A 23,892-nucleotide genomic window follows, 5' to 3' on the forward strand; every position below is an offset into this window, starting at 1 on the left:
AAAATGCGGGTCCGCGAGCCCAAAGGGCAGCCAGGTCAGAGCAATATCTTTCATTCCCGCGCGGAATGGACGAATTCCATGCCTTTCACGCGACGCCGCGCTGGCTCATGCCGGGCGACACGCACCACGTCCTGTCGCAGCAGGTAGAAGGAAACCGCCAGCAGAACCACATCCTTCATCAGGAACGGCACGTTGCCAGTCATCGCCGGAAATCCAGCCGCGGGATCCCACCCCTCGGGCATGAAGGGGATGATCGTGACGGTGGCGATGAAGGTGCCGGTCGACCCCAGGGCGCCAAGAACACCGAGGCGTTTGTCCCAGAAGCCCGCGAACAGCAGCGTACCGAATGTCCATTCGCTGACGCCGAGAAACCAGCTCGCGCCCTGATGGCCGAAAACCGGATAGAGCCAAAAGATCAATGGGCCGTTGCTGATGAACGGCACAAGCCGCTCGGCCTCATACGGCCACCACTTCTGGTAACCGAAGAAGAGAAACATGATCACCATCGACGCGCGCACCAGATGGTAGTCGAGGTCCTCAGTAAGCAGGCCGGACCGCCGCATGATCATGGTAAGCGGACTCATTGCCGCGTTTAGAATTGCATTCATTTTCGCCACTCCTTGTGTCGAGTTGTGTCGAGCGCCGTTGCGCAGCCGCATCACACGACCGCGGAAATCGCGAAGTCGATTTCGGTGTCGAAGAAGAGGCCGCTCCCGCCTTCACGCGAGGGCGGCTCATCGCAGCGTGGTCAGGCCGCGGGCTTCAGTTTGCCGGGAGGATTCCACTCGGCCCCCTTCATGAACGAGTCGTTCGGGGTCTCGGCGAGATGATTGGTGTAGTTGGAGATCAGCTTGGTGGCGGCGAGCACCAGCACGTCTAGCACCGCCTGATTGTCGTAGCCCGCGGCCTTGAAGGCGGCGACCTCGGCCTGGCTCACGACGCCGCGCTGACGCGTGACCTTGGCCGCGAACTGGCGCAGTGCCTCGAGCTTCGCGTCGGCGATCGGACGTCCTTCGCGGACGGCGGAAATCGCTTCCGGCTCCACCTTCGCCATGCGCGACAGATTGGTGTGGCCGGCCATGCAATAAGTGCACTCGTTCTCATAGATGATGGCGAGATAGACGATGTTGCGTTCCTGCGGGGTGAAACTCGTCTTTTCGGCGATCCCCCAGAGGGTGCTGTAAGCCTCGAGCGCCGCCGGGCTCTGCGCGAGAATGCGATGCAAGTTGGGCACGAAGCCCCAGCTTTTCTGGATCCCGTTTAGCAATTCGCCGGACGCTGCCGGCGCCGTGTTCGTGTCGTGAAGCGTGAAGCCGTTTATCATTTTCTCTCTCCTTCTTCATGTGAACTCTAGGACCGCACCCTCACCCATTCCCCTGCGCTGCGGCAGATGCGGGCTGGCGATATGGTTCATTCCGGTCTGGAATATGGTGCCATCGCATCGAAACGCGCGACGAAAACGGAAAAACGAGAACCGGGGCAGGGCGTGGAAACGATGTCGATGCGGTGACCCCAGCATCCCGAGCGCCTGCCGGCGATGAACAGGCCAATTCCGAGACCGTCCCGTGCGCGGCCAGGCCGGGTCATACTCCAGGCCGGACACGGCTCACCGCTGCCGAATGTTCGACTGGCTACCGCGGCACCGACCCGGCTTCTTGTCTCGCACATGTGCGCTCTCCCGCAGGTAGACCCGATAACGCTGTTGCGGGTCCTAGCGTCACGCAGCTCCTCCTCGGAGGCCAGTTAAACGTTCTAATATTTTGTGAATCGGACGGGCTGAAGACGCGCCCGGGGTAGTGGATCAAGGGCGCGGAAGATGCGCCTGACGATACGTCAAATATCCTGACGATTGCGCAAGATGATCAACTGGGCGATGAGGTCACGATCGATCGTGAAATAAAAGGCCAGAATCAGCGGATCCGGCAAACCACGCATATCGAAATTTCCATCGACGTTGGCGGTCACGACAAAGTTGTCGTGGTGCTTCAAGACCTTCGTGACTGCGATCGTCAGCTCTTCGCCGATGAGATCACGCTCTGCCCAACGCCTGATGGCCGCCTTGCCCCAATAGTCACGCAGCTGATCGTTGACGAGCGCGTCGTCAGCAAAGGTAGCCATCATCCGATCCAGGTCGAAGCCGTTCGTGGCTTCTACGAAAGCCGCTATGAGGGGTGGAAGGCTAATCGGACCGCTAGTCGAAGAACCTGGATTTGGCATGCGGAAGGACCGCCATCACGAATTTGCGCCACCTCAACAGGGTGCATCATCTTCCGACCGACGGATCATTGTATGATGTAAAAATTTATTAAATCGGCAGAATCGATGGTTGTCGCGCTCAGCGCTTCGTCGGCGTCACCGCTTCGGACGCGTCCGGATGGTGGCATCTCCGAACGGGTGATCTGACCTACGATGACGTCAGCAAATCGTCCAGGAGGGCGCGCGCCAGCTTGAGATCTCTGGTTTGGAATCCTTCCGTGAAACGATTCAGAACGAGTCCGAGTTCATGACCGGCCTGATCGCGCTGTCCTTCTTGGGCCAACAAGCGCGCCAGGCTCATCGTCGATCTGAGCTCCAGGGCGAGCGCAGACTGCTTGCGTCCGACTTGGATGGCCTCGGACAGGCAATTTATAGCAGGCCCAGAGCCATAACGCGGGATCGCCGCAAGAATCTGGGCTTTGACCCGCAAGAGTTCCGGCAAATCGAAGGTCGATCCGCAATCGTGGGCGCGAGAGATCGCCCCGTCGACCGTGATCAGGGCCTCCTCCACTTGCCCGATCATGTGGAGGCCCTCGGCCAGTGCTCCCGCAAAGGGCGTTAGCTGGTGGTTTGGCCTTCCCGCCGACAAAGTGCCTATCGCACTTCGTAGCAAGTCAACGCCGGCAACCAAGTCCTCGCGCGCGATAGCAATCGTACCCTTAAGCCCATCTCCGGCGGCGCGATATGGTTCCATCGAATATCGGTCCGAATATTTGACGAGCCGCTCGGCGTACTCGGCTGCCATGTCGAAATCTCCGCTCCAGACAAAGACCGCCGAACCGTAGGCAAGCGCGACGCACATCGAAAGCGGGTTGTCATGTGCGGCTCCATCGATGGCGGTCTTTGCGAGCTGGCGCGCCTGGTCGGCAAAACCGCGCAACCATAGGGTCCGCGCGAGACTGATCGGGGCGTAGATCCGATAGTCGAACCCGAAGAAGTTAGGGATGACCGTGCCGGTGTTGGCCGCGCGGGTCATGCCGCGCTCGTCGTGGAATTGAGCTGCCGATTGGTCGCCCATGAAGTGGTAACAGGCACCAAGCATGAAATCGGCCACCACCAGACCCGCCTGATCCTGCGCATCCTCCGCAAAAGCTGCGGCCTTCCGCACGGTATCGAGCGCGCCACGGAAATCCCCCAGCCTCATGAGAAGCCGATACAGACCGTAAAGAAGCTGCAACTTGTGGCGCCGGTCACCGAATTTCTCCTCGATCGCGAGACCACGCTCGATCGCGGCACGAACCTGTTCCGAGTTTCCGCTGGTGTACATTGCGGACAACGCCAGAGCTTCCTGCAGAATCATCTCCTGTCTTGTGCCTCGCGCAGCGTCCTCAAGACACGCAAGCGCCCGCTCGCACCACCGAGCGCACTCTTCAAGCAAGGACAGTCCAACAAACAGGGGAGCCGCCCAGGCAGCGAGCTCCACACCGATCGAAACGTCACCGTCGTCTGAGAACGCCCATTCGAGCGCCGCCCGCACGTTGCCAATATGCGAGGCATAGCCGGAAAGATCCCACTCCCCGAACCTCGACTGAACGAGCTCGTCATCCCGGAGAAAGTCGGAAAAGAAATTCGCATGCCGGCGGGCGACATGATCCAGCTCGCCTCGCCCGGCTAGTTTTGCCTTGGCATAGGCGCGCGTCGTGTCGAGCAGCCGGTAATACGTCGGCCCGTGTACCGGCGTCGTGGAGATAAGCGATTTCGCAAGCAGGTTCTCGAAGGCCCCCGTAGAGCCCTCCTCGTCCGGCTCCGCAGCGTAGGCAATGGCGCTGGCTGCCTCAAACGTGAAATCCCCCACGAACACCGATAGTCGGCGCAGAATAGCCCTTTCGTGTTCGGGAAGGAGGTTGTAGCTCCAGTCGAGCATCGCGTGCAGAGTTTGGTGCCGGGGCAGCGCGGTTCGGCGTCCGTGCCAGAGGAGGCTGAAGCGATTGTCGAGAAGTTCCGCAATTCCGCGAATCCCAAGAGAGCCGGCGTGGCTTGCGGCGAGCTCGATAGCCAACGCGATCCCGTCGAGCCGTCTGCAGATGTTGGCGACGATCGGCGCCTCTTCATCGCCCAACGCTACGCTGTAGCCACTGGCGGCCGCCCGCTCCATAAAAAGCTGCGCAGCAGGGAATTTCAGCACTTCTGCGGCGGTCAGACCGACCTGATCAGGCGGGCAGTCGAGCGAATAGAGCAGATGGACGCGCTCACCTTCGACGCGTAGCGCTTCGCGGCTGGTCGCAAGGATATGTACTTGTGGCGCCTCGCTGACGACCCGCTCGGCCAGCACCGCCGTCGATTCGATCACATGTTCGCAGTTGTCGAGAACAAGAAGGATCTTCTTGTCACCGAGAAAAGACACAAGGCTGCCGAACGGATCGGGGGACTGAAGAATCAAACCAAGTGCCGACGCGACTGCCGTTGGAACGAGTTGCGGATTCGTCAGCGCGCTCAGATCGACAAAGGAAACGGCACCACTGAAGCCCCCCAACAACGCGTGCGCCACCGAAACGGCTACCGTCGTCTTGCCTATGCCGCCGGGGCCGACGATGCTGACGAACCGCGCTGTCAGGAGCTGCTCCGATACGGCTCGCACGACGTCATCTCGACCGACCATCCGCCCCAATGGGGGCGGTAGCTTTCTGGGCCGCTCGCTTTCCGCAATAGGCAGCCGCTCCGTCGAACGCGACACGGGCGCCACGAAACAATAACCGCGACCGGCAACGTTCGATATGTAACGACCCCCATCCTCCCCGCCGAGTGCCTTCCGCAGGGATGCAATCTGAACGCGGAGATTGGATTCATCCACCGTCACGCTCGGCCACGCAGTCGATATCAACTCATCGTAGCTGACGGTCTCGCCGGCCCGCTCCGCCAGCGCGATCAGAACGTCGAGAGCGCGTCCGCCAAGCGGTATCGTCTCATCGGCCCTCTTCAGCAGCCTGGCCGCCACGAACAGACTGAACGGCCCAAAGCAAAGCACGTCACCGGGCCGGCCATCGTGACGACGGTTCATACACGCATTCCGCGGTCGTGGCTCGACATCGCGGCTCTCTCTTTCGGGACAGCAAGTACCCGTGCCAGATCCGCCCTAGTCTACCGCGCGATGCCTCAGGGGGCAGTCGACCACCGGCGCCCGTCACGGCTAGAAAATCCAGCGTAAACAATTAGTCCATACGTTGATAGCCCAAATTCGACGGTCGACGGGCGGCTTGGGTTAGCAGACCACATAGCCGTTGGTCCATATATGCCACGCGGGAATAAGCATTATTGCGACAAGCGCACTGCCGAGATCGTAGCCGGCACCGCAATTTTGTCGGCACGCGTTCCCTGCGCGTCAACTCGGCGGAGGATTTTTTCATGGCATCGAAGCACTCGGTAGTGATCGCTGAGCCTGTTCGAACGGCCATCGGGACGTTCGGCGGGACCTTGAAGGATATTCCGGCCGTCGAGTTGGCTGCAGCGGCCATCAATGCCGCTCTCCAGCAGTCCAGGCTGCGACCCGACGAGATCGGCACTGTGGTCATGGGAAACGCGGTGCAGGCCGGCAACAAGATGAATCCCGCGCGCCAGGCCGCGATTCACGGGGGGCTTCCCGTCCAGGTACCTGCGATGACGGTCAATCGCGTCTGCGGTTCGGGTGCGCAGGCCATCGTCTCCGCGGCGCACGAAATCCTGACAGGTTCTGTCGATGCGGCCGTCGCCGGCGGTATGGAGAACATGGACGCCGCCCCCTACCTCGACACGCGCGGCCGATGGGGTTACCGCATGGGCGACGGGACCCTCTACGACAGCGTGCTGCGCGACGGGCTCAACGATGCCTTCTCGGACGCGCACTCGGGCTGGCACACGGAAGACTTGGTCGCGAAGTTTCAGATCAGCCGGGCAGCGCAGGACGAATGGGCCCTGGGTTCGCACAGCCGCTTTTCCGCCGCGCAGAGCGCCGGCAAATTCGAGGGCGAGATCGTGCCGGTCGAAGTTCGCGCGCGAAAGGGAGCGAACACGTTCCGGACCGACGAGCATAACCGTCCGGGCGCGACGATCGAGACGCTCGCCAAGCTGAAGCCGGCTTTCCGCGAGGGCGGCACGATCACCGCCGGCAATGCCCCCGGCCTGAACACGGCCGCTGCGGCGATGGTGCTCGCGAGCGAGGATTGGGCCGACAAACGCGGTCTGGCGCCGGTTGCCCGGCTGGTGTCGTACGGCATCGCGGCCGTCGAGCCGGGTATGTTCAATAGCGCTCGCGGTCATGCAGGAGCTCAAGCTGCCGCCTGAGATCGTGAACGTGGAGGGTGGCGCCATCGCGCACGGACATCCGATCGGTGCTACCGGCGCCGTGCTGACGGCCCGGCTGCTCCATTCGATGCGTCGAGACGACCTCAAGAAGGGCGTCGTCACGATGTGCATCGGCGGCGGGCAAGGAATCGCTCTCGCCCTCGAGATGATCGCTTGAGGATAACCACAGGAGCCTTCGATGGTCCTTCTTGTAACGAGCGCATCGGACGCGAATGGCTCGGGGTACGGCAAGCTCCTGGCGTTCGATGCGGACGGCGAGGCGCTCGGCCCCTTCAGTGACGAAGTCCGGATCGTCGACCCGCGCGGACTCGGCAGCGACGGATCACTCCTCTTCGTGAACAGCGGCTCGGACCGCATTCTGGCGCTCGACGACAATGGGCGTGTGGTGCGCGAGACCGGCGTGATACCTTGGCTGAAACCAGGCGGCGGTAATTTCGGCCCCGACGGCCGGTACCATGTAGGAATGCGAGCCGCGCGGACGATCTCTCGATGGAGCTGCAGAAGCCGTGCTTCCATCCTCCGTGGTACCGTTCCCACGCGGATTTGCCTTCGGCCCGGATGGCACCCTCTTTCTCGCGTCCGGCATCGGCCCGGGCGGCGAAGGCGACAACACCATTCTGGCCTTCGATCCGGAGCGAGCGGTCAAGCCTTCCTGGAATGTCCAGGATCCGGACCTCAGTCCGCTGGATCTCACGATCGCGCCGAACGGAAACGTGCTCGTCAGCAGCGAACATCCCTTCGGTGCTCCGGACGCGGTGACGACCATCCGCGAATACGACCGATCCGACGGCCGTCTCGTTCGCGTCCTGACTCCGGATCGCCGGGTCGGATTCAGGAAGCCGCGCGGGCTACGCTTCGGACCGGACGGGAAGCTGTACTGCGTCGCCCAGGACGAGGTCGTCGCGTTCGATTTCACGACCGGCGAATCCTTGGGACCGGTGGTTACATTGCCAGGTCTCAACGGCCAGGCCGTGATCTTCTTTGGCTAGGGAGGAAAATAATGGAAGCATCGGGAGCAACGCATAGGTTCGAGCACGGCCAATGGCCGTACGATCCGAGATTCAAGCAAGTCAACGGCTGGCGCATGCACTACGTCGACGAGGGCACCGGCGATCCGGTCGTTCTCCTGCATGGCAACCCGGCCTGGGGCTTTCTGTACCGGAAATTTATCCAGCCGCTAACCGAGGCAGGAAGGCGCGTGATCGTTCCGGACATGGTCGGCTTCGGGCTGTCCGAGAAGCCCGTCCGCGAACAGGCCCACACGCTCGACGGCCACATCGCCAATCTAACCGGCCTCCTGCGACAGCTCGACGTGCGCAACGCGACCATCGTCTGTCACGATTGGGGCGGCCCCAGTGGCCTCGGGTTCGCTCTATCCAATCCGGACCGGGTCCGCGCTCTGGTCATCATGAGCACCTGGGCCTGGCCGCTGCCTCCGGCCGACTTCCACAAGCGGATTTTTCCTTGGCGCATGATGCACGCGCCCCTCGTCGGCCCCTATCTTCTCGGACGTCACAATGCGCTTGCAGGTCGCGGAATGTATCTTTCCGTGGTCGACCGCAAGAAGTTCAGGGCGGAGGCCCAGAGCGTCTATGAGAGCATCCTGCCAGATCCCGCATCGCGCCTACTCACATGGACCTGGCCGCGCTGGATCCCGCTCGACGAAAGCGCACGCGGCCTGGCCCGCTTCGAGTGGCTCGAGCGCGAACTGAGGAAGTCGAAACTCCCGACGCTGCTGGTCTGGGGTCGGGAAGACGAGGTCTTCGACCACAAGACGTTCGCGACGCGCTTCAAAGAGCTCTTGCCGCATGCCGAAGGACCCGAGCTGGTGACGGGCCGGCACTTTCTGCAGGAGGACTCCGGCGAGGAGATCGCCGGCAAGATCAACGGTTTCCTGGACCGCATCGAGGGAAGGCAGTCATGACAACGATCCACGTCATCGAAAATCCGACACTCGAAGGCAAGAGGAGAGCGTTTGTGCTCGCCGAAGACCGCGTCGGACATTACCCGGAATTCCGCGAATTCTTCGTCAAGCAGTTTTCTTTGGACGCGAGCGCCTTATCACGTCCCGGCTACGTGCGGGCGCCCTCGGGAATGGTCTACACGCTCGTCTTCATCGGCCGCAGCGGAGATCCGTTTCCCGACGGGGTCGAGGTCTACGCCCTGCCCGACGCGTTGGAGCCGTTGAACGATCCGGAGATCGACGCCGATCTTTGGGCGCTGCTCAGGTGGATGATCGCCGGCGTCGGCGGCCCATGGCGGGTGGAGGATCTAGATGCCACCGGTCGGCTATACCAGTTGAGCGTGGCCGCGGACGCGTGACTCGCGGCCGCTCATTCGGCGGCGAGCGCCGTCAGATCTTGGCTTCGTGAAGGATGACACCTGACAACGGGTCGAACTGGCCCTCCCAAGGCTTGCGCGCGAGCACCGCGTTGGTGTGCGCGTACCCTGCTTCCCAACGCCGCCGGATGCCGGCCTGGCTGAAATCGATGTCCTTGGTGTGATCGTCATGGTCCAACTGCGGCGCGAGCAATTGGACCACATGCATGCGGGTCTGGCAGCCATAGCCCAGCAATTCCCGGACCTCTGGATTGCTGTGCTCACTTTCGGGCAGCTTCGATGCGAGCTCGTTGATCACATGACGCAACCGGTGCGTCTGCTGGTGGCGCGCGATCTGGCTCGCGATCCGGCTCGAATACTGGACGTCCTTGTGCCGGTTGAGAACATCGGCCATCGTCGTTGGCTCGGGCCCAATCGGATTCCACAGATGGACCGAGAAGATCACCGAGTCCCTTCGCGGATTGTCGTCGAACACCGCCTCGGTGGGCGTATTGGAAAGGATGCCGCCGTCCCAGTAGAGTTCGCCGTCGATGCGCACCGGCGGAAACGCGGGCGGAAGAGCTGCCGAAGCCATGATATGCCTGACGTCGATTCTGCCATCGCGGCTGTCGAAATAGCGCATCTGGCTGGTTCGCACATGCGCTGCGCCAACCGACAGGCGCGGCCTTCCCTGATTGACAGGTCGAAATTCACCATCTCGCCAAGGGTGTGTTCGAGCGGCGCCGTCGAGTAGTAGCCGGCCCGATCAGCGCCCAGCGGGAAAGCGTCCCCGACGTGGGCAAGCAGGTTTGGCGTGAAAAAGCCCGGAATGCCCTGGGTCACCGTGCTCCAGTGCGACCAGCGTCCGTCCAATGCAGGGAAAGCGCCCTCAAAGCCCCACTCCGGGGCGCGCTGCACGCGACCCCAGAACTCGCGTAACCGCGCTAACCGTCGCTGCGGCTCGTTTCCAGCGATCAGACTTGCGTTGATGGCGCCGATCGAGGTGCCGATGATCCAGTCCGGTTCGATCCCGGCTTCCTGCAGCGCCTGATAGACGCCAGCCTGGTACGACCCAAGAGCGCCGCCGCCCTGCAGTACTAGGACGATCTGACCCGGGAGGTCGCTGCGGTCCGACCGGCGGCGCTGCGAACCATCCGCGGCCTCAAGACGTTCGATCGGTCGGTTCATGCGGACCTCCTGCTCTCAAGGAACTCTTCGCCGATTCAAGACGGTGCCGGCCTGCTGTCAATCGCTGTGCCGGCCGCTACCGCATTGTACGTTTGCCTTGACCTTGGCTTCCGACAGTATCGTTTCGCCGGAATGCAGCGACGCCACGGCTGGGGTTGACGTCGCCGCAATCGCCAACACGGAAATCAACAACTGCAACATCGTACTCTCCTCTTCCTCGGTAGGTGATGGTTAGCGGCATGCTCTTAGCCGCGGCCGTGGGCGGCGCAGCGCAGCAGCATGTCGAGATGCGGGGCGACGACAATGGCCAGGCTGGCCAGCGCGCTGCCCGTCATCGCATAGGCGAACAGCGCATCCCTCGCCGTCGCGCTGATGATCTGAACCGTCTCGCTTGCGACCGCCTTCGCGCGGATGGAGCGAATCCAGACCGCACCTGCGGTCCGGAAGCTGGCGCTCTGGAATTCATTCGTGCTCATTGCGTCTCTCCTTTGCGTGGAGAGTGGCCAATTCTTCCGAGGCATGGCAGATAGGGCGAAGCGATATCGCTCATTCCTGCGGAGAATAAGCAAGATGGATCGTCTGGCTTCGATGGAAACATTCGTGCGCGTGGTCGAGACGGGCTCCTTTTCCGGAGCGGCCCGACAGCTCCGCGTTGGGCAGCCGGCCGTATCCAAGTCGGTCGCTCAGCTCGAGAACTATCTCGGCGTCAAGCTGCTGACCCGGTCGACCCGCGGGCTCACGCCGACCGAAGCAGGGCTCGGTTATCTCGAGCGCGCCAGACGGGCTCTCGAGGAAGCGGCTGAGGCCGAGCTCGCCGCGCGCGGAGCTGGAGCAGGCCTCAAGGGACGCCTGCGTGTTTGCGCCGCCGTCACGTTCGCCCGGATCCATCTCATTCCGATGTTGCCGCAGTTCATGGCTCAGCATCCGGAGCTGGATCTCGAGGTGATCCTGGACGACCGTCAAATCGACTTGGTCCAGGAAGGGATCGATGTGGCGCTCCGGATGGGGAAGATGATGGATTCGACCCTGACCGCTCGCCGCGTCGCAAGGTGCAAGCGGCTCGTGCTCGCGACGCCCGCCTACTTCGATCGGGCGGGCACGCCGTCGACGCCGAGCGAGCTGAGCAAGCACCAGGCCGTCGTCTATCTGCAGGGAGAAGGCAGCGTCTGGTCATTCAGGCGCGAGAGTACGGAATTGGCCGTTAGCGTTCAAAGCAGGTTGCGGGTGAGCGCCGCGGAGGGCGTGAGAGCCGCCGTGCTCGCCGATGCAGGACTGACCATCGCGTCGGAATGGATGTTCAGCCCCGAACTGCGATCGGGCGCCGTCCGTACGGCTCTGTCTGAATGGAGTCTCCCGCCGCTCGATCTGTGGGCAGCCCTACCGAGCGGCCGTGCCGCAACGGCAAAGGCGCGAGCGTTCGTCGGGTTCTTCGAGCGTTCGTTCAACCCTTAACTTCCGGGACTGTCGAAGTCGGCTGGATGCGTGGCGCGACGCGTTCGACGTCGTGGGCCGCATGATGGCTCTCGTCGGCGCAGACGCGGCCCCGAGGCGGGAATTTGCTCAATCGGGCAACTTCGTCTCGCAAGTTCCGGAAATGCTCCATTCGATCGCTTCTCCGACGAGGCCGGATGTGACCCTCGCGGGCCCCACATCCGGCGATCGCATCCCCGACGACCGCGCAGCGAGCGCAAATGCGTGAGACGAACGAGCATTTTTTAGCGCCAGAATGGCATTCAACGTCTCAGGCGAATGAGTACGGTGACATCCATGGAGTCGCTCATCCCGAGCCCTCCCAAAAGGAGTGTCACCATGTCCCGCACCTCGATCCTGAATCGCTCAGTACGCGCAGCGGCCGTCGCTGTTGTCCTTTCCGCCTTGCTCTCACCGGCAAAAGCAGCCGACCGCCAAGATGCCCTCGCCATTTTCCCCGATGTGTCGACGAGCGCGGCAGCAGCTCGCACCCCGATCCTGTTGACCTCGCGCATGCCCTGGCTCGCTCCGGTCGGTCATCGGCAACCTCACCAGGCCGACGTTCCCCAGCACGAAGCGGTCTCGGCATGGGAGCAGCAGCAACAGCAGTTCGACCAGGAATTGGACCGTAAGCTGATCATCTGCAAGGGATGTTGACCCGCTGCGCGGCGGTCATTCCCAAGCGGAATAAGCTCTAGTCGGACGTGCCCGCTACCTCGAACGGCGGCCTCCTTTAGCTTTCTGCACGTGACTTCCACGAAACGGGCGGCACCGCCGTCCTCCACGCAGACGCCAAAGGAGACCGACATGTCGCTTCAAGCCAAGCTCGATGCCTTCAAAGCCGATTTCGAGGCCGGAAAGCCGCCCTACAGCGTTCCTCGTCCCGTCATCGAGACGATGCACCGCGCCACCGCAGAACTGATCGAATCCGGCGCGGCCAAGCACGCCAAGAAGGCGGGCGACCTCGCTCCGACCTTCTCGCTCACGGATCCGGAGGGCAACGTCGTGAGCTCGGCCGACCTGCTGACGCGCGGCCCGCTGGTGCTCAGCTTCTACCGCGGCGTCTGGTGCCCGTACTGCAACATGGAGCTGCAGGCGCTCGAGTCCGTCAAGCCGGAGTTCGACAAGTACGGGGCCTCACTGGTCGCGATCTCACCCCAGACCGCTCCGAACAGCCGCAAGTCGGTGCGTCAGAACAAGCTGTCCTTCCCGATCCTGTCGGACGCGAAGGGTAAGGTCGGCGCCGCGTTCGGCCTGCGCTTCAACCTGCCCGACTATCTGGTCGAACTCTACAAGCAGCTCAAGAACGATCTGCCGACGTTCAACGACGACCCGAGTTGGACGCTGCCGATGCCGGCCCGCTACGTCATCGGACAGGACGGCGTCATCCTCTATTCCGAAGTGAACCCCGACTACACCCGCCGGCCGGAGCCTGAAGACATGATCCCGGTCCTCCAGCGGGCGGCGGCCGTCAAGGCGTGACGGCACATGAGGCGGCCGGTGGGGCGCAATGACCACCGGCCGCTGTCTCTCAACTCAAAGGAATATACCCATGTCCAAGCTGTTCACGCCGACCCTGATCGGCCCCTACCGTCTATCCCATCGCGTCGCCATGGCGCCGTTGACGCGGATGCGCTCCAATCCCGGCGACATCCCGAGCGAGCTGATGGTCGAATACTACAAACAGCGCACCACCAAGGGCGGCCTGATCATCTCCGAAGCGTCGCCGGTCTCGATCCGCGGCAACGGTTATGCCGGCGCGCCCGGCATCTACTCGGACAGCCAGATCGCAGGATGGCAGCGCGTCACCGACACGGTCCACGCCAGGGGCGGCCGGATCTTCCAGCAGTTGTGGCACGTTGGCCGGCAATCGCATGTCGACCTGCAGCCGAATGGAGACGCGCCGGTTGCGCCCTCCGCCATCGCGGCCGAGGGCTACGCGTACTCCAAGCGCGGCGAGGTCCCGTTCTCGATGCCGCGCGCTCTCGCATTGCATGAGATCTCTGGCATCATCGAAGAGTTTCGGCTGGGCGCCGAGCGGGCACTGCGGGCGGGCTTCGACGGCGTCGAAATCCATGGCGCGAATGGCTACCTGCCCGACCAGTTCCTGCAGGACGGAACGAATAAGAGGACTGACGAATACGGCGGCCCGATCGAAAACCGCGCCCGCTTCATGCTGGAGGTGACGCAGGCCGCCATCTCGGTCTGGGGAGCCGATCGCGTCGGCGTGCGCATCGCACCGAGCGGCACCTACGGATCCATGTCGGACAGCGATCCGGCGGCGACGTTCGGCTACGTGACGACGCAGCTTGACCGCCTGGGCATCGCCTACCTTCACGTGGTCGAGCCGCGCATCAAGGGCACCGAGGAGATCTCGCATGGCCGAGCACCGATCGCGTCTCAGCATCTGCGGCCGAAGTTCTCGCGAACTTTGATCGCGGCTGGCGGCTTCACCCCGGCTTCCGCGGAAGCCATCGTCACCTTCGGCGACGCCGATCTGGTCGCGTTCGGGCGCCACTTCATCTCGAACCCGGATCTGCCGGAGCGGATCCGGCAGAGCTTGCCTCTTGCCCACTACGATCGCTCGACGTTCTACGGCGGCGACGCGCGCGGCTACACGGACTACCCGACCGCGAAGGCGGCGGCCTGAACGCAGCTCGCTTCATCAGCCGCGTAACAGGGCCAGCGAGGGCACGTCGCGCGCCTCGCTGGCCCTCGTTCGTGGGCGCATCAGTCCGCAGCGACCTTCGCGGAATCAGCGTCCGCATGCGCCGCGGGCTTTGCGAATATGTCCCGACCCGACGGTTCCAGCATCTTGCGCCACTGCGCCGGCGTAGCGCCCATGTGACTCTTGAATGCGCGCTGGAAGGCGGCTTCTGATTGGTACCCCACCGCCTCCGCTACAGCACCCGTCGAAAGAGACGAGCTCCTCAGCTCGTTCGCCGCGAGCGTCATCCGGATGTCAGCCAGAAGATCGGAGGCCGATCGCCCCAGCTTTTCCTGGAATTGGCGGGCGAGTGTGGCACGCGACATGTTGCACAGGCGCGCCAGGTCGGGCAGCGACCATGCGCGCGCTGGCTCGTTGAACATTGCGGCCACCGCCGGCGCCAGGCGCGGATGCCCGGCCAGCGCCAGAAGACCGCGCGGCGCATCTTCGGTTTCGCTGGCGAACCGCAGCACCAGCGCGAACATCGCGGTCGACAACGCATTCAGCATCGCGCGACCGCCGAGGCGATCGTCCGCCGACTCGCCGCGCAACAGGGCAACCAGACCCGCGAGCTGCGTGGCGTTCTCTCCTTCGTCCTGACCGCGGGCATGCACGACCAACCGGGCCGGCAGATAACTGCGCAGCAGGCGATCGTGCGGGGGCGCGATCGCGAAGTGCCCGCAGAGCAGATCCAATCGGTCTCCCCTGCCGGCGTTCTCACTGATGACGAGATTGAGCTCCGGGCGATTGCGCGCCGGCTTCGGCCGGCTCCCGCTCCCGTCGTGCATGACGTGTCGCGGATTGCCCGGCAGCAGGAGGATGTCTCCAGTCTCCAGCCGCAGCGGCTTGCCGCCGGCCGAATCTTCCAAAACGGCCGAGCCGCCGACGACCGCATGATAGGGGATCTCGTTCGCCTCGCCCGGCCCCTGATCGATCCGCCAAGGCGCGCCGTAGGAGCAGCGAAGATCCAGCCGCCCGCGCACCGGCATCATCTCAAACACCCTGCTCAGCCAGTCCATGGCCACCTCCTGAACGGACTAAATGTGAGACGTTTGAGCATATAGTCGAGCCTAAACGACATTTAAAGTCTCGTAAACGGATCGTACTGTCACTCCGCAATCGTTCACCACCCAACAAAGGAGTGCCACTATGTCCCGTCTTTCTGTTCCGAACCTCGAAACCGACGCCGGTCCGTCCGGCCAGGTCTACGCCCAGATCAAGAAAGCCATCGGCAGCGTGCCGAACACTTTTGCGGCCATCGCCGCCCACGGCCCCGCTGCGCTCAAGTCCGTCCTCGCCGCAGATACGGTGCTCGCGTCCGGCTCGCTCAGCAAGCGCGACCAGGAAACCATCAAACTGATCATTAGCGGTGTCGCCGGCTGCGATTACTGTGTGGCCGCGCACAGCCTGCTCGGCAAGCTCGCGGGATTGAAGCCCGACGAACTGAAGAACATCCGCGACGGCAAGCCCACAGGCGACGCCAAGCGCGATGCGCTCGCCCGCTTCGTCCGCAAGCTCGCGCAATCCAGCGGCACCGTCAGCGACGAGGAGTTCGCGGCGATCAAGGCCGCTGGCTACAGCGACGCCCAGCTCGTCGAGATCAGCCTGGCCTTCGCGACCACCGTCTTCACCAACGTTTTCAACCGCATCAACGACACCGAGATCGATTTCCCCGCCATCGCGTGAAGCGATCGAGCGATCCGTCAGATCTCAAACATGAAAGGATCACGACCATGACTACGCTTTCCATTACTGCTCAAAACCCGATCGTCCGTGCGCTGCATACGTCCGGCCTGTTGGCGGAGGACCTCGACTACCACGTCGTCCGGGCCTCGATGGTGATCATGTTCGCCTTCTTCGGTTACCAGAAGTGGTTTCCGTACGAATTCGAACGACTGGTCCCGTTCATCAGCAACGGGCCGCTGATCTGGTGGCTCTATCCGGTCTTCGGCCATGCCGGCGCCAGCTACTTCCTGGGCGCATCGGAGTGGACGTTCGGGACCCTGCTGCTCGCAGGCTTCTGGGACAAGCGGCTCGGCGTTCTCGGCGCCCTGGGCTCGACCGGCACCTTCATCGCGACCGTCACCATCATTCCCTTCATGCCGGAGGGCTGGGACGTCGCTGCCGGAGGCTTCCCTGCGATGACGGGCAACGTGCCCTTCCTGATGAAGGACGTCGTCCTGCTCGCCGTCTCGTTCTACCTGCTGAGGCAGGACGTGGTTCGCCTGACGCGGCAATAAGGGTGGCACCCTGCTGATGGCGAGGCATCGCCGGCGAGAGTCCCACCTCGCCGGCGATTGTGCGTTCCAAAAATGCCGCAGAAGTGCTGCGGAAAATTCTGCGGCAATCAAACTGTTTGTGCCCGACGGTCTGATGCACCTGGCGAGCCAAGGCGCAAACAGAAAACTGACGAGGATACGAGCGATCGGCCATGTGAGGCATGTCCGCTTTGCGCCGCCACAAGCGGCCCTCGCGCCAAGTCACATTCTGGACCCTTCTGAGACGAGCGGCTCCAGCCGAATGTCCGCCTTTGCCGCCAAATCCTGGCGGTGCTCGAAGCTGGAGCTTTGGACGCCCCGCCCCTCTGTACGATCAAGTACGCTGCAATGCTCCGTTAGCGAAAACGCGTTGGATTACCGGCCTCAGCCGGGATAAGCCGGCTCACTACTTCGGTCGGCGTCCTCAATGCGAAAGGAAGCGAGAACAACTCCACCAGACTACGCAAAACTGCGCGATAGCAGCCGGCCACACTACTCCCACTCAATCGTCCCCGGCGGCTTGCTCGTCACGTCGTACACCACCCGGTTCACGCCCTTCACCTCGTTGATGATGCGCGTCGCGGTCTCGCCCAAAAACTTCATGTCGAACTGGTAGAAGTCCGCGGTCATGCCGTCGGTCGAGGTGACGGCGCGGAGGCCGACCACATAGTCATAGGTGCGGCCGTCGCCCATGACGCCTACCGTCTTCACCGGGAGCAGCACGGCAAAAGCCTGCCAGATGTCGTCGTAGAGGCCGTGCTTGCGGATCTGGTCGATGTAGACGGCGTCGGCCTTGCGCAGGATGTCGAGCTTGTCCCTGGTGATGTCGCCGGGGCAGCGGATGGCGAGGCCGGGGCCCGGGAACGGGTGGCGGCCGACGAAGATTTCGGGCAGGCCGAGCTCGCGGCCGAGCTTGCGCACCTCGTCCTTGAACAGCTCGCGCAGGGGCTCGACGAGCTTCATGTTCATGCGCTCGGGCAGACCGCCGACATTGTGGTGCGACTTGATCGTCACCGAGGGGCCGCCGGTAAAGGAGACGCTCTCGATCACATCAGGATAGAGCGTGCCCTGCGCCAGGAAGTCGGCGCCGCCGATCTTCTTCGCCTCCGCCTCGAACACCTCGATGAAGAGGCGGCCGATGGTCTTGCGCTTGGTCTCGGGGTCGGTGACGCCTTCGAGCTCGCCCAAGAACTGCTTGGAGGCGTCCACATGCACGAGCGGGATGTTGTAGTGGTGGCGGAACAAATCGACCACGGTCTTGGCTTCGTCGAGGCGCAGCATGCCGTGATCGACGAACACGCAGGTGAGCTGGTCGCCGATGGCTTCGTGAATCAAGACGGCCGCGACGGCTGAATCGACGCCGCCGGAGAGGCCGCAGAGCACCTTGCCCTTGCCGACCTGGGCTCGGATCTTTGCGATCTCCTCTTCGCGGAAGGCGCGCATGGTCCAGTCGCCGGAGAGGCCGGCGATCTTGCGGACGAAATTGCGGATCAGTTTTGCGCCATCGGGCGTGTGCACCACTTCGGGGTGGAACATCAGGCCGTAGTACTTGCGCGTCTCGTCCTGGATGATCGCGAACGGCGCGTTCGGCGAGGTGCCGGCCACGGAGAAGCCCGGTGGCATTTTTGTGATGCGGTCGCCATGGCTCATCCAGACCTGGTTCTTGCCGCCGGGCGACCAGACGTCCTCGAACAGCTTGCTCGGCGCCTTCACCTCGACATCGGCGCGGCCGAATTCGCGGTGATGGCCGCCCTCGACGGTGCCGCCGAGCTGCTCCGCCATGGTCATCTGGCCGTAACAGATGCCGAGCACCGGCACGCCGGAGGCGAAGATCGGTTGCGGAGCGCGGGGCGAGCCCGCTTCATGCACCGACTCAGGCCCGCCGGAGAGGATCACCGCTTTCGGCTTCATCTCCTTGAAGGCCTCTTCGGCCTTGTTGAACGGGACGATCTCGCAATAGACGCCGTCCTCGCGCACGCGACGCGCAATCAGCTGCGTCACCTGGCTGCCGAAGTCGACGATGAGAATCTTGTCGTGCGCCGAGGCCACCGGGGGCGTCGACGCGGAGCGGTCGTTCTGTGCTGCTGTCATGGCCAGCAAATACGCGACCGTGCCCCTGCCCGCAACCGCGCGATGCGCGCGCCCACATTCTTCTTTGGGCATGGACAAACGGATATATGTCAGTATTATTGACCTAATTTGGCCCACGCGTCAAACAGGGCCAATCAGGGAGAACGCGATGTCACAGCACCATCAGCCATCAACGCTTGCCGCGCTCGGCCGGACCTGGGTCGAGGCCTGGAACGCGCGCGATCTCGAGCGCGTGCTGACGCTCTACGACGAGGACACCGTGATGACCTCCGACCGCATCCCCGCGATGGGGTTCGACGCCAGCGGCACCGTGCGCGGCAAGGACGCCTTGCGGGCGTATTGGGGCAAGGCGCTCGGGCTTTTGCCGGAGCTGCATTTTGCGCTGATCGACCTGTTCGTCAGCCCTGATAGCGTCGTGGTGTTTTACGAGAACGAGCGGGGGAAGAAGATCTGCGAGTATCTGCGGGTGAATGATGCGGGGCTGATCGTGCAGGGGTCGGCGAACCATTTGGCGCAGTGACGCTTGCGCGCATTGCTGTCGGCCACGCGCTTATTGTGTGCAGACGGTGCCGCCTCATCCGCCGCTGTCATTCCCCGCGCAGGCAGGGAATCCAGTACGCCGCGGCTTTTCCGCATCACGGCGCGGCCTCTGGAATACTGGATCGCCCGATCAAGTCGGGCGATGACAGCGAGAGTGAGGGACGCGCATGCCCCAAGCTCGCAAGGACGGAGACGGCCGGACGGGCGTGCGCTAACACTGCGCCCGCCGGCTCTGACATAGGATTCCCCATGAAACTCCCCGCCTCCCCCTTCACCGTCACAGACGGGAGCAAGGTCGAGGTCACCACGCATCCCGGCGAGACCGGGCAGGCCAAGTGGCGGACGCTCAACATCGGCGATCTCCGGGTGCGGATGGTCGAGTATTCGCCGGGCTATCTCGCCGACCATTGGTGCGACCGCGGCCACGTGCTCTACGTGCTCGAAGGCGAGCTCGACAGCGAGCTGCGCGACGGGCGGAAATTCAAGCTCACCGCGGGGATGAGCTACCAGGTCTCGGACTTCGGCGACGCCGCGCACCGGTCCTCGACGGCCACGGGGGAGACGCTTTTCATCGTGGATTGAGGGCTGTCGGGCGGCTCATTTGCACCGCAAAATAGCAAAGCCGCGCCACATGCCGGCCCACGGGTGGTGCCTTGAAGTAGCCCCAAATTCTCGCTATATTGTGATCATCGATACTTGGCCGAACGACTGGGCCGCTTCGCTTCGTTGCAGACGGGCGCGCACGCTTCAGATGACTTCCCCAAACATCGACTGAACAGGATCATGGGCGCCATTTTGCGTACCGGTCCACGTGCGTATCCTCTCTAACTAACTAAAGGAAATTCCCATGGCTATGGGCACCGTGAAGTGGTTCAACACCCAAAAGGGTTATGGTTTCATCCAGCCGGATGACGGCCAGAAGGACGTGTTCGTTCACATCAGCGCCGTCGAGCGCGCTGGCCTCTCCTCCCTCAACGAGGGTCAGAAGGTCTCGTTCGACATCGTCGCCGACCGCCGCAGCGGCAAGTCGTCGGCTGACAATCTCCGCGTCGGCTAACGCCCACGCACCGTACTGACCACGGACGTACCGGCAGAACGTCGAGTTAGAAAGCCCCGCAAGCTTCGGTTCGCGGGGCTTTTGTTTTGGGGAACTGCGGCGCGGCACACGCGGTGCCGTAGGGTGGGCAAAGGCGCGCTCTTCGCGCGCCGTGCCCACCATCTTTCACACTACGAATGGTGGGCACGCTTCGCTTTGCCCACCCTACGAGGGTCACTACGAGAGCTACGTCTTCTTCAACACCGACACGAAAAACCCGTCCGTCCCCGTTCGCCGCGGCGTCATCAGCCAGCCTTCGTCCGACTGCAGCGCGGCCTTTGCGAAATCCTCCGCCTTGTCCCAGAGCACGCTTGCGGTCTGCTCGGGCGGCACCACCGCGAACTCGGGATGGCGGGCGGTGAACGCCCTCACCTGCTCGCCGTTCTCTTCCGCCAGCACCGAGCAGGTGATGTAGGCGATGCGGCCGCCGGCCTTGACCAGCGGCACGGCGCGCGCCAGCACCTCGGCCTGATCGCGCAGGCGGATCTCCAGCGCGCCGGGGCGCATGCGCCATTTGGCGTCGGGGTTGCGGCGCCAAGTGCCGGTTCCCGTGCAGGGCGCATCGATTACGACGAGGTCGGCGGTGCCGCTGATGTCGGCCAGTGGATCGGCCTCGCCCTTGGGCGTGCGGACATCGACATTGTGGACGCCGGCGCGCGACAGGCGTTCGTGGATCGGGGCAAGCTGGCGCTTGTCGCTGTCGGTGGCGATCAGCCGTCCCTTGCCCTGCATCATGGCTGCGAGCGCCAGCGTCTTGCCGCCGGCGCCGGCGCAGAGATCGATCACCTGCTCGCCGGGTTTTGCCGCGGTGAAGCTGGCCGCAAGCTGCGATCCCTCATCCTGAACTTCAACGGCGCCCTTGATGAAATCCTCCTCCGCCTGGAGGCCGGGGTTGCGCGCATCGGCCGAAAGCTCGATGCGCAGGCCGTTTGCGGACCATGGCGTCGGTTCCGCATGAAGATGAGCAAGCCCGCGCAGCACCTTGTCGCGATTGGATTTTAGCGTGTTGACGCGCAAATCGAGCGGCGCCCGGCTCGCCATCGCAGCCGCCTCCGCGGCGCGCTCCTCGCCGAACACTTTCGTAAAGTACGGGTCGAGCCAGTCCGGATAGTCGCCGGCGATCGCAGCTGGCGCGTCCTTGAGGGAACGCGAGGCCAGCGCGGCCTGTTCGGCCTCGGTCAGCGGCGCCGGTGCAAACCGGCTGCCGTCGAACAGCGCGCCCATGGTGGCCGCGTCCATGTTGCGCTCGAGGCGGAGCATGCCGATCAGCCGGGCGCGCGCGGTATCGGCATCCATCAGGAAGGCGCTCGAGGCATAGCGGCGCAGCACGTCCCAGACGAGGCCGGCGATGGCGGCGCGGTCGCCGGAGCCGGCGAAGCGGTGCGCGGTGCCCCACTCCTTGAGCGCCTTGGCCGCCGGCACGCGGTCCTTCTCGATGGTGTCGATCAGTTCGATGGCTGCGGACAGCCGGGCAGCGGGAGTCATTTGAATCTTTCAGGTCAGGATTGGCTAGTTTTGTTTTGCGCATGAACTTGTCGGAAAACCGGTATCCACTTTGCGCTAACGCGGCCCTCCGGGTCCGGATCATGCGCGCGCCTAGATCAGCAACAGCATCTTCAGCGCGAAGTAGATCCACATCGCGAGCAGCACAAGCACGCCCGCGAGCCAGATCGTGGAGCGCCGGCCGAGATCGCTGGAGGAGACGAACACGCCGGCATGGGCGAACCGCGTCACCACGAACACCCAGGACATGAGCACGATGAAGAGATCGGCATGGCGCAAGGGCAGCGCCAGCGCGATCAGCGCGTAGAACAGCACCGGCAAGTCGAACTGCTCGCCGAGCGCAATGTCGCGGCTCTTGGTCTCGCCGGAAACCGGCGAGCGCCGGCGCGCCAGCGCCATTCCGATCAGGAGTGCGAAGGTGAGACCGACCTGCACGAAGACAGGCAGCAAAACCATTTGGATGGACATCGGAACTTTCCCGTCAGGCGGAACACCGCGGACCGTCATTAGCCGCGACTGCTGGCGCTGACAATCAACGAGTTGAACCGGTGTTCCCGGTCCCGCGACCAAAGGCCGATAGTTAAAGCGATTTCGGTCCCCGGGGCCGCAAGGCGAGCTAGCGCCAAGAGGCTGACATGAACACCCTCTCCAGCCTTTTGACCGAATCCGCGGACGGCCGGCTCGGCGTCCTGATGTCGGCGCTCTCAGGCATGGCGGCGGCGCTCGCGGTCGCGCTGGCGATGACGGTGTACTTCCGCCTGAGCTACCGGAGCTGGCGCGACGTCGTCAGGCATGGCCTCGCCACTCTCGCCGCCCTCGCTCTGTTGGCCTTCGCCGCCTACGACATGCGCCACGCCGCGCTGGCCTATCTTGGCCTCAATCCCTCCAAGCCGGCGGTCGAGTTCGAGATCCGGATGCCGAGGGAAACGCTCACAGCGGTGTCCGACAGCCAGATCGAGCTGCACACCGATCGCAACCAGACGCTGGCGCTGGTCGATGGCGTGCGCGAGCTCGGTGATGGCCGCTCGGTGCTGCGCGGCGCCGTGGCGCTCAACCACCGCACCGCCGACCGCGTGCTGGTCGTGAACCTGCCCGGCAAGGGCACGTTCGAATTCCGCCTCCGCCTGCCCGCCGAGCCGCATCGGTCCGAGCAGTTCGGGCCCTGGCACCTCGCCGACCGCATCGCCTCGCCGGCAACCGGCAGCGTCGCGCCGCAGGACGCCTACACGATCCGCTATCGCGTGCTTTAAACTTTGTTTCATGGCGATGCATGCGCGCGCCGTCATCGTTCCGACGTGCGACAACGCGTATGCTCATCCCATGTCCGAATTTCGCCTCACGCAGATTTCCGACACCCATCTCGGCCGGCGCTTCCCCGGCCTGATCGCCAATTTCGATCGCGTCAGCGAACACATCGACGCTGATAGGCCCGACCTCGTCGTCAACACCGGCGACGTCTCCTTCGACGGGCCGACAAGTCGCGACGATGTCGAATTCGCCAAGAGCCGGCACGCCGCCCTGCCCGTCGCCTGCCGCTACCTCCCCGGCAATCACGACATCGGCGACAATCCGACCGCGATCGGGCCTGCGCCCAAGCCGCCGGTTGAGGAAAAGCACCGCCAACAATTCCGCGACATCATCGGCGAAGACCATTGGTCATTCGAAGCGGCCGGCTGGCACTTCATCGGCCTCAACTCGCTGGTGATGAATTCAGGGCTCGCCTTCGAGGCCGAGCAGTTCGACTGGTTGTCCCGGGAAATGGCGCGCATCAACGGCAGGCCGGTCGCGCTGTTCGTGCACAAGCCGATGTTTCTCAACCTGCCCGACGACCCCGAGACGCCGGAGACCTCGATTCGCTACGTGCCGCAGCCGGCACGCGCGCGCTTGATCGAGATGTTCTCGACTGTGGACCTGCGGCTCATCGCCAGCGGGCACGTGCACCAGCGGCGCGACTTCACCTACCGCCACACCCGCCATGTCTGGGCGCCGTCGGCCGGCTTCAGGATCAACGACGCGCGCCAGGACCGGATCGCGATCAAGGAAGTCGGGCTCGTCGAATACCGCTTCCAGCCGAACAGTTTTGAAGTTCGTCACGTCAGGGCCGCGGGCCAGGTCGATGTCGATATCGAGGAGCTGCTCGCCCAGATGGGCGGTGAGCACTAGCCCAATTCACGGGCACAACACCT

27 protein-coding genes and 1 pseudogene are annotated in these 23,892 nt (G+C 63.6%); 16 read left to right on the forward strand and 12 right to left on the reverse strand.

The genetic code is table 11. The features are described from left to right. Positions 1–50 precede the first annotated feature (50 nt). The 4 genes from AB7290_RS25270 to AB7290_RS25285 all read right to left on the reverse strand — a co-directional run bounded on the left by AB7290_RS25270 (position 51) and on the right by AB7290_RS25285 (position 5,254). The gene (locus AB7290_RS25270; protein ID WP_094184174.1) at positions 51–608 is read right to left on the reverse strand and encodes a YkgB family protein; all 558 of its coding nucleotides are present in this window, start codon (positions 606–608) and stop codon (positions 51–53) included. Between the two features lie 140 nt (positions 609–748). Continuing rightward, positions 749–1,324 carry a carboxymuconolactone decarboxylase family protein gene (locus AB7290_RS25275; RefSeq protein ID WP_094184169.1) on the reverse strand — a complete coding sequence of 192 codons (576 nt, stop codon included), beginning with the start codon at positions 1,322–1,324 and terminating at the stop codon, positions 749–751. Positions 1,325–1,833: 509 nt separating this feature from the next. After that, positions 1,834–2,217: a nuclear transport factor 2 family protein gene (locus AB7290_RS25280; protein WP_144030787.1), complete on the reverse strand. Its 384-nt coding sequence runs from the start codon at positions 2,215–2,217 to the stop codon at positions 1,834–1,836. A gap of 187 nt (positions 2,218–2,404) precedes the next feature. Next, a complete protein-coding gene (locus AB7290_RS25285) occupies positions 2,405–5,254 on the reverse strand; it encodes an ATP-binding protein (protein ID WP_354080409.1) in 2,850 nt (949 codons plus the stop codon). 344 nt (positions 5,255–5,598) lie between these two features. Between AB7290_RS25285 and AB7290_RS25290 the strand changes: the two genes are divergently transcribed. From AB7290_RS25290 to AB7290_RS25310, 5 genes are all read left to right on the forward strand, one after another. Continuing rightward, entirely contained in the window at positions 5,599–6,513 is a 915-nt protein-coding gene (locus tag AB7290_RS25290) for an acetyl-CoA C-acyltransferase (protein WP_441254085.1), read from the forward strand. Further along, on the forward strand, positions 6,488–6,691 hold the full coding sequence (locus AB7290_RS25295) for a hypothetical protein (RefSeq protein WP_434057402.1): 204 nt from the start codon (positions 6,488–6,490) through the stop codon (positions 6,689–6,691). The genes AB7290_RS25290 and AB7290_RS25295 overlap by 26 nt, the downstream gene beginning before the upstream one ends. A 349-nt stretch (positions 6,692–7,040) precedes the next feature. Continuing rightward, entirely contained in the window at positions 7,041–7,523 is a 483-nt protein-coding gene (locus tag AB7290_RS25300; RefSeq protein WP_161495863.1) for a WD40 repeat domain-containing protein, read from the forward strand. A gap of 11 nt (positions 7,524–7,534) precedes the next feature. Beyond that, entirely contained in the window at positions 7,535–8,458 is a 924-nt protein-coding gene (locus AB7290_RS25305) for an alpha/beta fold hydrolase (protein WP_161495862.1), read from the forward strand. Further along, positions 8,455–8,856 carry a hypothetical protein gene (locus AB7290_RS25310; RefSeq protein WP_085402242.1) on the forward strand — a complete coding sequence of 134 codons (402 nt, stop codon included), beginning with the start codon at positions 8,455–8,457 and terminating at the stop codon, positions 8,854–8,856. Before AB7290_RS25305 ends, AB7290_RS25310 begins: the two co-directional genes overlap by 4 nt. A 31-nt stretch (positions 8,857–8,887) precedes the next feature. Here AB7290_RS25310 and AB7290_RS25315 read toward each other — a convergent pair whose 3' ends face one another. The 4 genes and pseudogenes from AB7290_RS25315 to AB7290_RS25330 form a co-directional block, all read right to left on the reverse strand. Continuing rightward, a complete protein-coding gene (locus AB7290_RS25315; RefSeq protein ID WP_434057401.1) occupies positions 8,888–9,412 on the reverse strand; it encodes a DUF3734 domain-containing protein in 525 nt (174 codons plus the stop codon). A gap of 416 nt (positions 9,413–9,828) precedes the next feature. Beyond that, a pseudogene (locus AB7290_RS25320) lies at positions 9,829–10,041 on the reverse strand (patatin-like phospholipase family protein); the annotation flags it as partial. A gap of 57 nt (positions 10,042–10,098) precedes the next feature. Then, entirely contained in the window at positions 10,099–10,242 is a 144-nt protein-coding gene (locus tag AB7290_RS25325) for a hypothetical protein (RefSeq protein WP_161495861.1), read from the reverse strand. A gap of 44 nt (positions 10,243–10,286) precedes the next feature. Continuing rightward, positions 10,287–10,517, reverse strand: a complete 231-nt coding sequence (locus tag AB7290_RS25330) for a hypothetical protein (protein ID WP_085402241.1) — start codon at positions 10,515–10,517, stop codon at positions 10,287–10,289. 94 nt (positions 10,518–10,611) lie between these two features. Here AB7290_RS25330 and AB7290_RS25335 point away from each other — a divergent pair, with 94 nt between their 5' ends. From AB7290_RS25335 to AB7290_RS25350, 4 genes are all read left to right on the forward strand, one after another. After that, the gene (locus AB7290_RS25335) at positions 10,612–11,493 is read left to right on the forward strand and encodes a LysR family transcriptional regulator (protein WP_085402240.1); all 882 of its coding nucleotides are present in this window, start codon (positions 10,612–10,614) and stop codon (positions 11,491–11,493) included. A 357-nt stretch (positions 11,494–11,850) separates the two neighbouring features. Next, entirely contained in the window at positions 11,851–12,168 is a 318-nt protein-coding gene (locus AB7290_RS25340; protein WP_144030786.1) for a hypothetical protein, read from the forward strand. Positions 12,169–12,318: 150 nt separating this feature from the next. Continuing rightward, positions 12,319–12,993: a peroxiredoxin-like family protein gene (locus tag AB7290_RS25345; RefSeq protein ID WP_085402302.1), complete on the forward strand. Its 675-nt coding sequence runs from the start codon at positions 12,319–12,321 to the stop codon at positions 12,991–12,993. Between the two features lie 70 nt (positions 12,994–13,063). Continuing rightward, the gene (locus tag AB7290_RS25350) at positions 13,064–14,161 is read left to right on the forward strand and encodes an alkene reductase (protein WP_085402238.1); all 1,098 of its coding nucleotides are present in this window, start codon (positions 13,064–13,066) and stop codon (positions 14,159–14,161) included. Positions 14,162–14,241: 80 nt separating this feature from the next. Here the strand turns inward: AB7290_RS25350 and AB7290_RS25355 are convergent, their stop codons facing one another. Further along, positions 14,242–15,237 carry an AraC family transcriptional regulator gene (locus AB7290_RS25355; protein WP_085402237.1) on the reverse strand — a complete coding sequence of 332 codons (996 nt, stop codon included), beginning with the start codon at positions 15,235–15,237 and terminating at the stop codon, positions 14,242–14,244. A gap of 130 nt (positions 15,238–15,367) precedes the next feature. On the opposite strand from AB7290_RS25355, the gene AB7290_RS25360 reads away from it, so the two are divergent. Beyond that, a complete protein-coding gene (locus tag AB7290_RS25360; RefSeq protein WP_085402236.1) occupies positions 15,368–15,904 on the forward strand; it encodes a carboxymuconolactone decarboxylase family protein in 537 nt (178 codons plus the stop codon). A gap of 47 nt (positions 15,905–15,951) precedes the next feature. Next, positions 15,952–16,458: a YkgB family protein gene (locus tag AB7290_RS25365; RefSeq protein ID WP_085402301.1), complete on the forward strand. Its 507-nt coding sequence runs from the start codon at positions 15,952–15,954 to the stop codon at positions 16,456–16,458. Between the two features lie 510 nt (positions 16,459–16,968). On the opposite strand, the gene guaA is transcribed toward AB7290_RS25365, so the two are convergent. After that, positions 16,969–18,567, reverse strand: a complete 1,599-nt coding sequence (guaA, locus tag AB7290_RS25370) for a glutamine-hydrolyzing GMP synthase (protein WP_085402300.1) — start codon at positions 18,565–18,567, stop codon at positions 16,969–16,971. 148 nt (positions 18,568–18,715) lie between these two features. On the opposite strand from guaA, the gene AB7290_RS25375 reads away from it, so the two are divergent. The 3 genes from AB7290_RS25375 (at position 18,716) to AB7290_RS25385 (ending at position 20,164) form a co-directional block, all read left to right on the forward strand. Then, on the forward strand, positions 18,716–19,087 hold the full coding sequence (locus AB7290_RS25375; RefSeq protein WP_085402235.1) for a nuclear transport factor 2 family protein: 372 nt from the start codon (positions 18,716–18,718) through the stop codon (positions 19,085–19,087). Positions 19,088–19,356: 269 nt separating this feature from the next. After that, on the forward strand, positions 19,357–19,689 hold the full coding sequence (locus AB7290_RS25380) for a DHCW motif cupin fold protein (RefSeq protein ID WP_085402234.1): 333 nt from the start codon (positions 19,357–19,359) through the stop codon (positions 19,687–19,689). A gap of 265 nt (positions 19,690–19,954) precedes the next feature. Beyond that, positions 19,955–20,164, forward strand: coding sequence for a cold-shock protein (locus AB7290_RS25385; protein ID WP_008141931.1), 210 nt, complete (start codon positions 19,955–19,957; stop codon positions 20,162–20,164). A 225-nt stretch (positions 20,165–20,389) separates the two neighbouring features. Here AB7290_RS25385 and AB7290_RS25390 read toward each other — a convergent pair whose 3' ends face one another. After that, positions 20,390–21,688: an RsmB/NOP family class I SAM-dependent RNA methyltransferase gene (locus AB7290_RS25390; protein ID WP_085402233.1), complete on the reverse strand. Its 1,299-nt coding sequence runs from the start codon at positions 21,686–21,688 to the stop codon at positions 20,390–20,392. Positions 21,689–21,799: 111 nt separating this feature from the next. Next, positions 21,800–22,174, reverse strand: coding sequence for an MAPEG family protein (locus AB7290_RS25395; RefSeq protein WP_085402299.1), 375 nt, complete (start codon positions 22,172–22,174; stop codon positions 21,800–21,802). A gap of 167 nt (positions 22,175–22,341) precedes the next feature. Here AB7290_RS25395 and AB7290_RS25400 point away from each other — a divergent pair, with 167 nt between their 5' ends. Together AB7290_RS25400 and AB7290_RS25405 are read left to right on the forward strand one after the other, a co-directional pair. Then, a complete protein-coding gene (locus AB7290_RS25400; protein WP_085402232.1) occupies positions 22,342–22,956 on the forward strand; it encodes an acriflavin resistance protein in 615 nt (204 codons plus the stop codon). A gap of 70 nt (positions 22,957–23,026) precedes the next feature. Further along, positions 23,027–23,869 carry a metallophosphoesterase family protein gene (locus tag AB7290_RS25405; protein WP_085402298.1) on the forward strand — a complete coding sequence of 281 codons (843 nt, stop codon included), beginning with the start codon at positions 23,027–23,029 and terminating at the stop codon, positions 23,867–23,869. The last annotated feature ends 23 nt before the right edge of the window (positions 23,870–23,892 follow it).

Origin of the sequence: Bradyrhizobium sp. 613_E4_N2_2 (assembly GCF_052075995.1) — a bacterium.
Classification (GTDB): domain Bacteria; phylum Pseudomonadota; class Alphaproteobacteria; order Rhizobiales; family Xanthobacteraceae; genus Bradyrhizobium; species Bradyrhizobium barranii.

Coding starts and splice junctions, on each gene's coding strand:
- AB7290_RS25270 (WP_094184174.1), bottom strand. CDS start 608: ATGAATGCAATTCTAAACGCGGCAATGAGTCCGCTTACCATGATCATG.
- AB7290_RS25275 (WP_094184169.1), bottom strand. CDS start 1,324: ATGATAAACGGCTTCACGCTTCACGACACGAACACGGCGCCGGCAGCG.
- AB7290_RS25280 (WP_144030787.1), bottom strand. CDS start 2,217: ATGCCAAATCCAGGTTCTTCGACTAGCGGTCCGATTAGCCTTCCACCC.
- AB7290_RS25285 (WP_354080409.1), bottom strand. CDS start 5,254: ATGAACCGTCGTCACGATGGCCGGCCCGGTGACGTGCTTTGCTTTGGG.
- AB7290_RS25290 (WP_441254085.1), top strand. CDS start 5,599: ATGGCATCGAAGCACTCGGTAGTGATCGCTGAGCCTGTTCGAACGGCC.
- AB7290_RS25295 (WP_434057402.1), top strand. CDS start 6,488: ATGCAGGAGCTCAAGCTGCCGCCTGAGATCGTGAACGTGGAGGGTGGC.
- AB7290_RS25305 (WP_161495862.1), top strand. CDS start 7,535: ATGGAAGCATCGGGAGCAACGCATAGGTTCGAGCACGGCCAATGGCCG.
- AB7290_RS25310 (WP_085402242.1), top strand. CDS start 8,455: ATGACAACGATCCACGTCATCGAAAATCCGACACTCGAAGGCAAGAGG.
- AB7290_RS25325 (WP_161495861.1), bottom strand. CDS start 10,242: ATGTTGCAGTTGTTGATTTCCGTGTTGGCGATTGCGGCGACGTCAACC.
- AB7290_RS25330 (WP_085402241.1), bottom strand. CDS start 10,517: ATGAGCACGAATGAATTCCAGAGCGCCAGCTTCCGGACCGCAGGTGCG.
- AB7290_RS25335 (WP_085402240.1), top strand. CDS start 10,612: ATGGATCGTCTGGCTTCGATGGAAACATTCGTGCGCGTGGTCGAGACG.
- AB7290_RS25340 (WP_144030786.1), top strand. CDS start 11,851: ATGTCCCGCACCTCGATCCTGAATCGCTCAGTACGCGCAGCGGCCGTC.
- AB7290_RS25345 (WP_085402302.1), top strand. CDS start 12,319: ATGTCGCTTCAAGCCAAGCTCGATGCCTTCAAAGCCGATTTCGAGGCC.
- AB7290_RS25350 (WP_085402238.1), top strand. CDS start 13,064: ATGTCCAAGCTGTTCACGCCGACCCTGATCGGCCCCTACCGTCTATCC.
- AB7290_RS25355 (WP_085402237.1), bottom strand. CDS start 15,237: ATGGACTGGCTGAGCAGGGTGTTTGAGATGATGCCGGTGCGCGGGCGG.
- AB7290_RS25360 (WP_085402236.1), top strand. CDS start 15,368: ATGTCCCGTCTTTCTGTTCCGAACCTCGAAACCGACGCCGGTCCGTCC.
- AB7290_RS25365 (WP_085402301.1), top strand. CDS start 15,952: ATGACTACGCTTTCCATTACTGCTCAAAACCCGATCGTCCGTGCGCTG.
- guaA (WP_085402300.1), bottom strand. CDS start 18,567: ATGACAGCAGCACAGAACGACCGCTCCGCGTCGACGCCCCCGGTGGCC.
- AB7290_RS25375 (WP_085402235.1), top strand. CDS start 18,716: ATGTCACAGCACCATCAGCCATCAACGCTTGCCGCGCTCGGCCGGACC.
- AB7290_RS25380 (WP_085402234.1), top strand. CDS start 19,357: ATGAAACTCCCCGCCTCCCCCTTCACCGTCACAGACGGGAGCAAGGTC.
- AB7290_RS25385 (WP_008141931.1), top strand. CDS start 19,955: ATGGCTATGGGCACCGTGAAGTGGTTCAACACCCAAAAGGGTTATGGT.
- AB7290_RS25390 (WP_085402233.1), bottom strand. CDS start 21,688: ATGACTCCCGCTGCCCGGCTGTCCGCAGCCATCGAACTGATCGACACC.
- AB7290_RS25395 (WP_085402299.1), bottom strand. CDS start 22,174: ATGTCCATCCAAATGGTTTTGCTGCCTGTCTTCGTGCAGGTCGGTCTC.
- AB7290_RS25400 (WP_085402232.1), top strand. CDS start 22,342: ATGAACACCCTCTCCAGCCTTTTGACCGAATCCGCGGACGGCCGGCTC.
- AB7290_RS25405 (WP_085402298.1), top strand. CDS start 23,027: ATGTCCGAATTTCGCCTCACGCAGATTTCCGACACCCATCTCGGCCGG.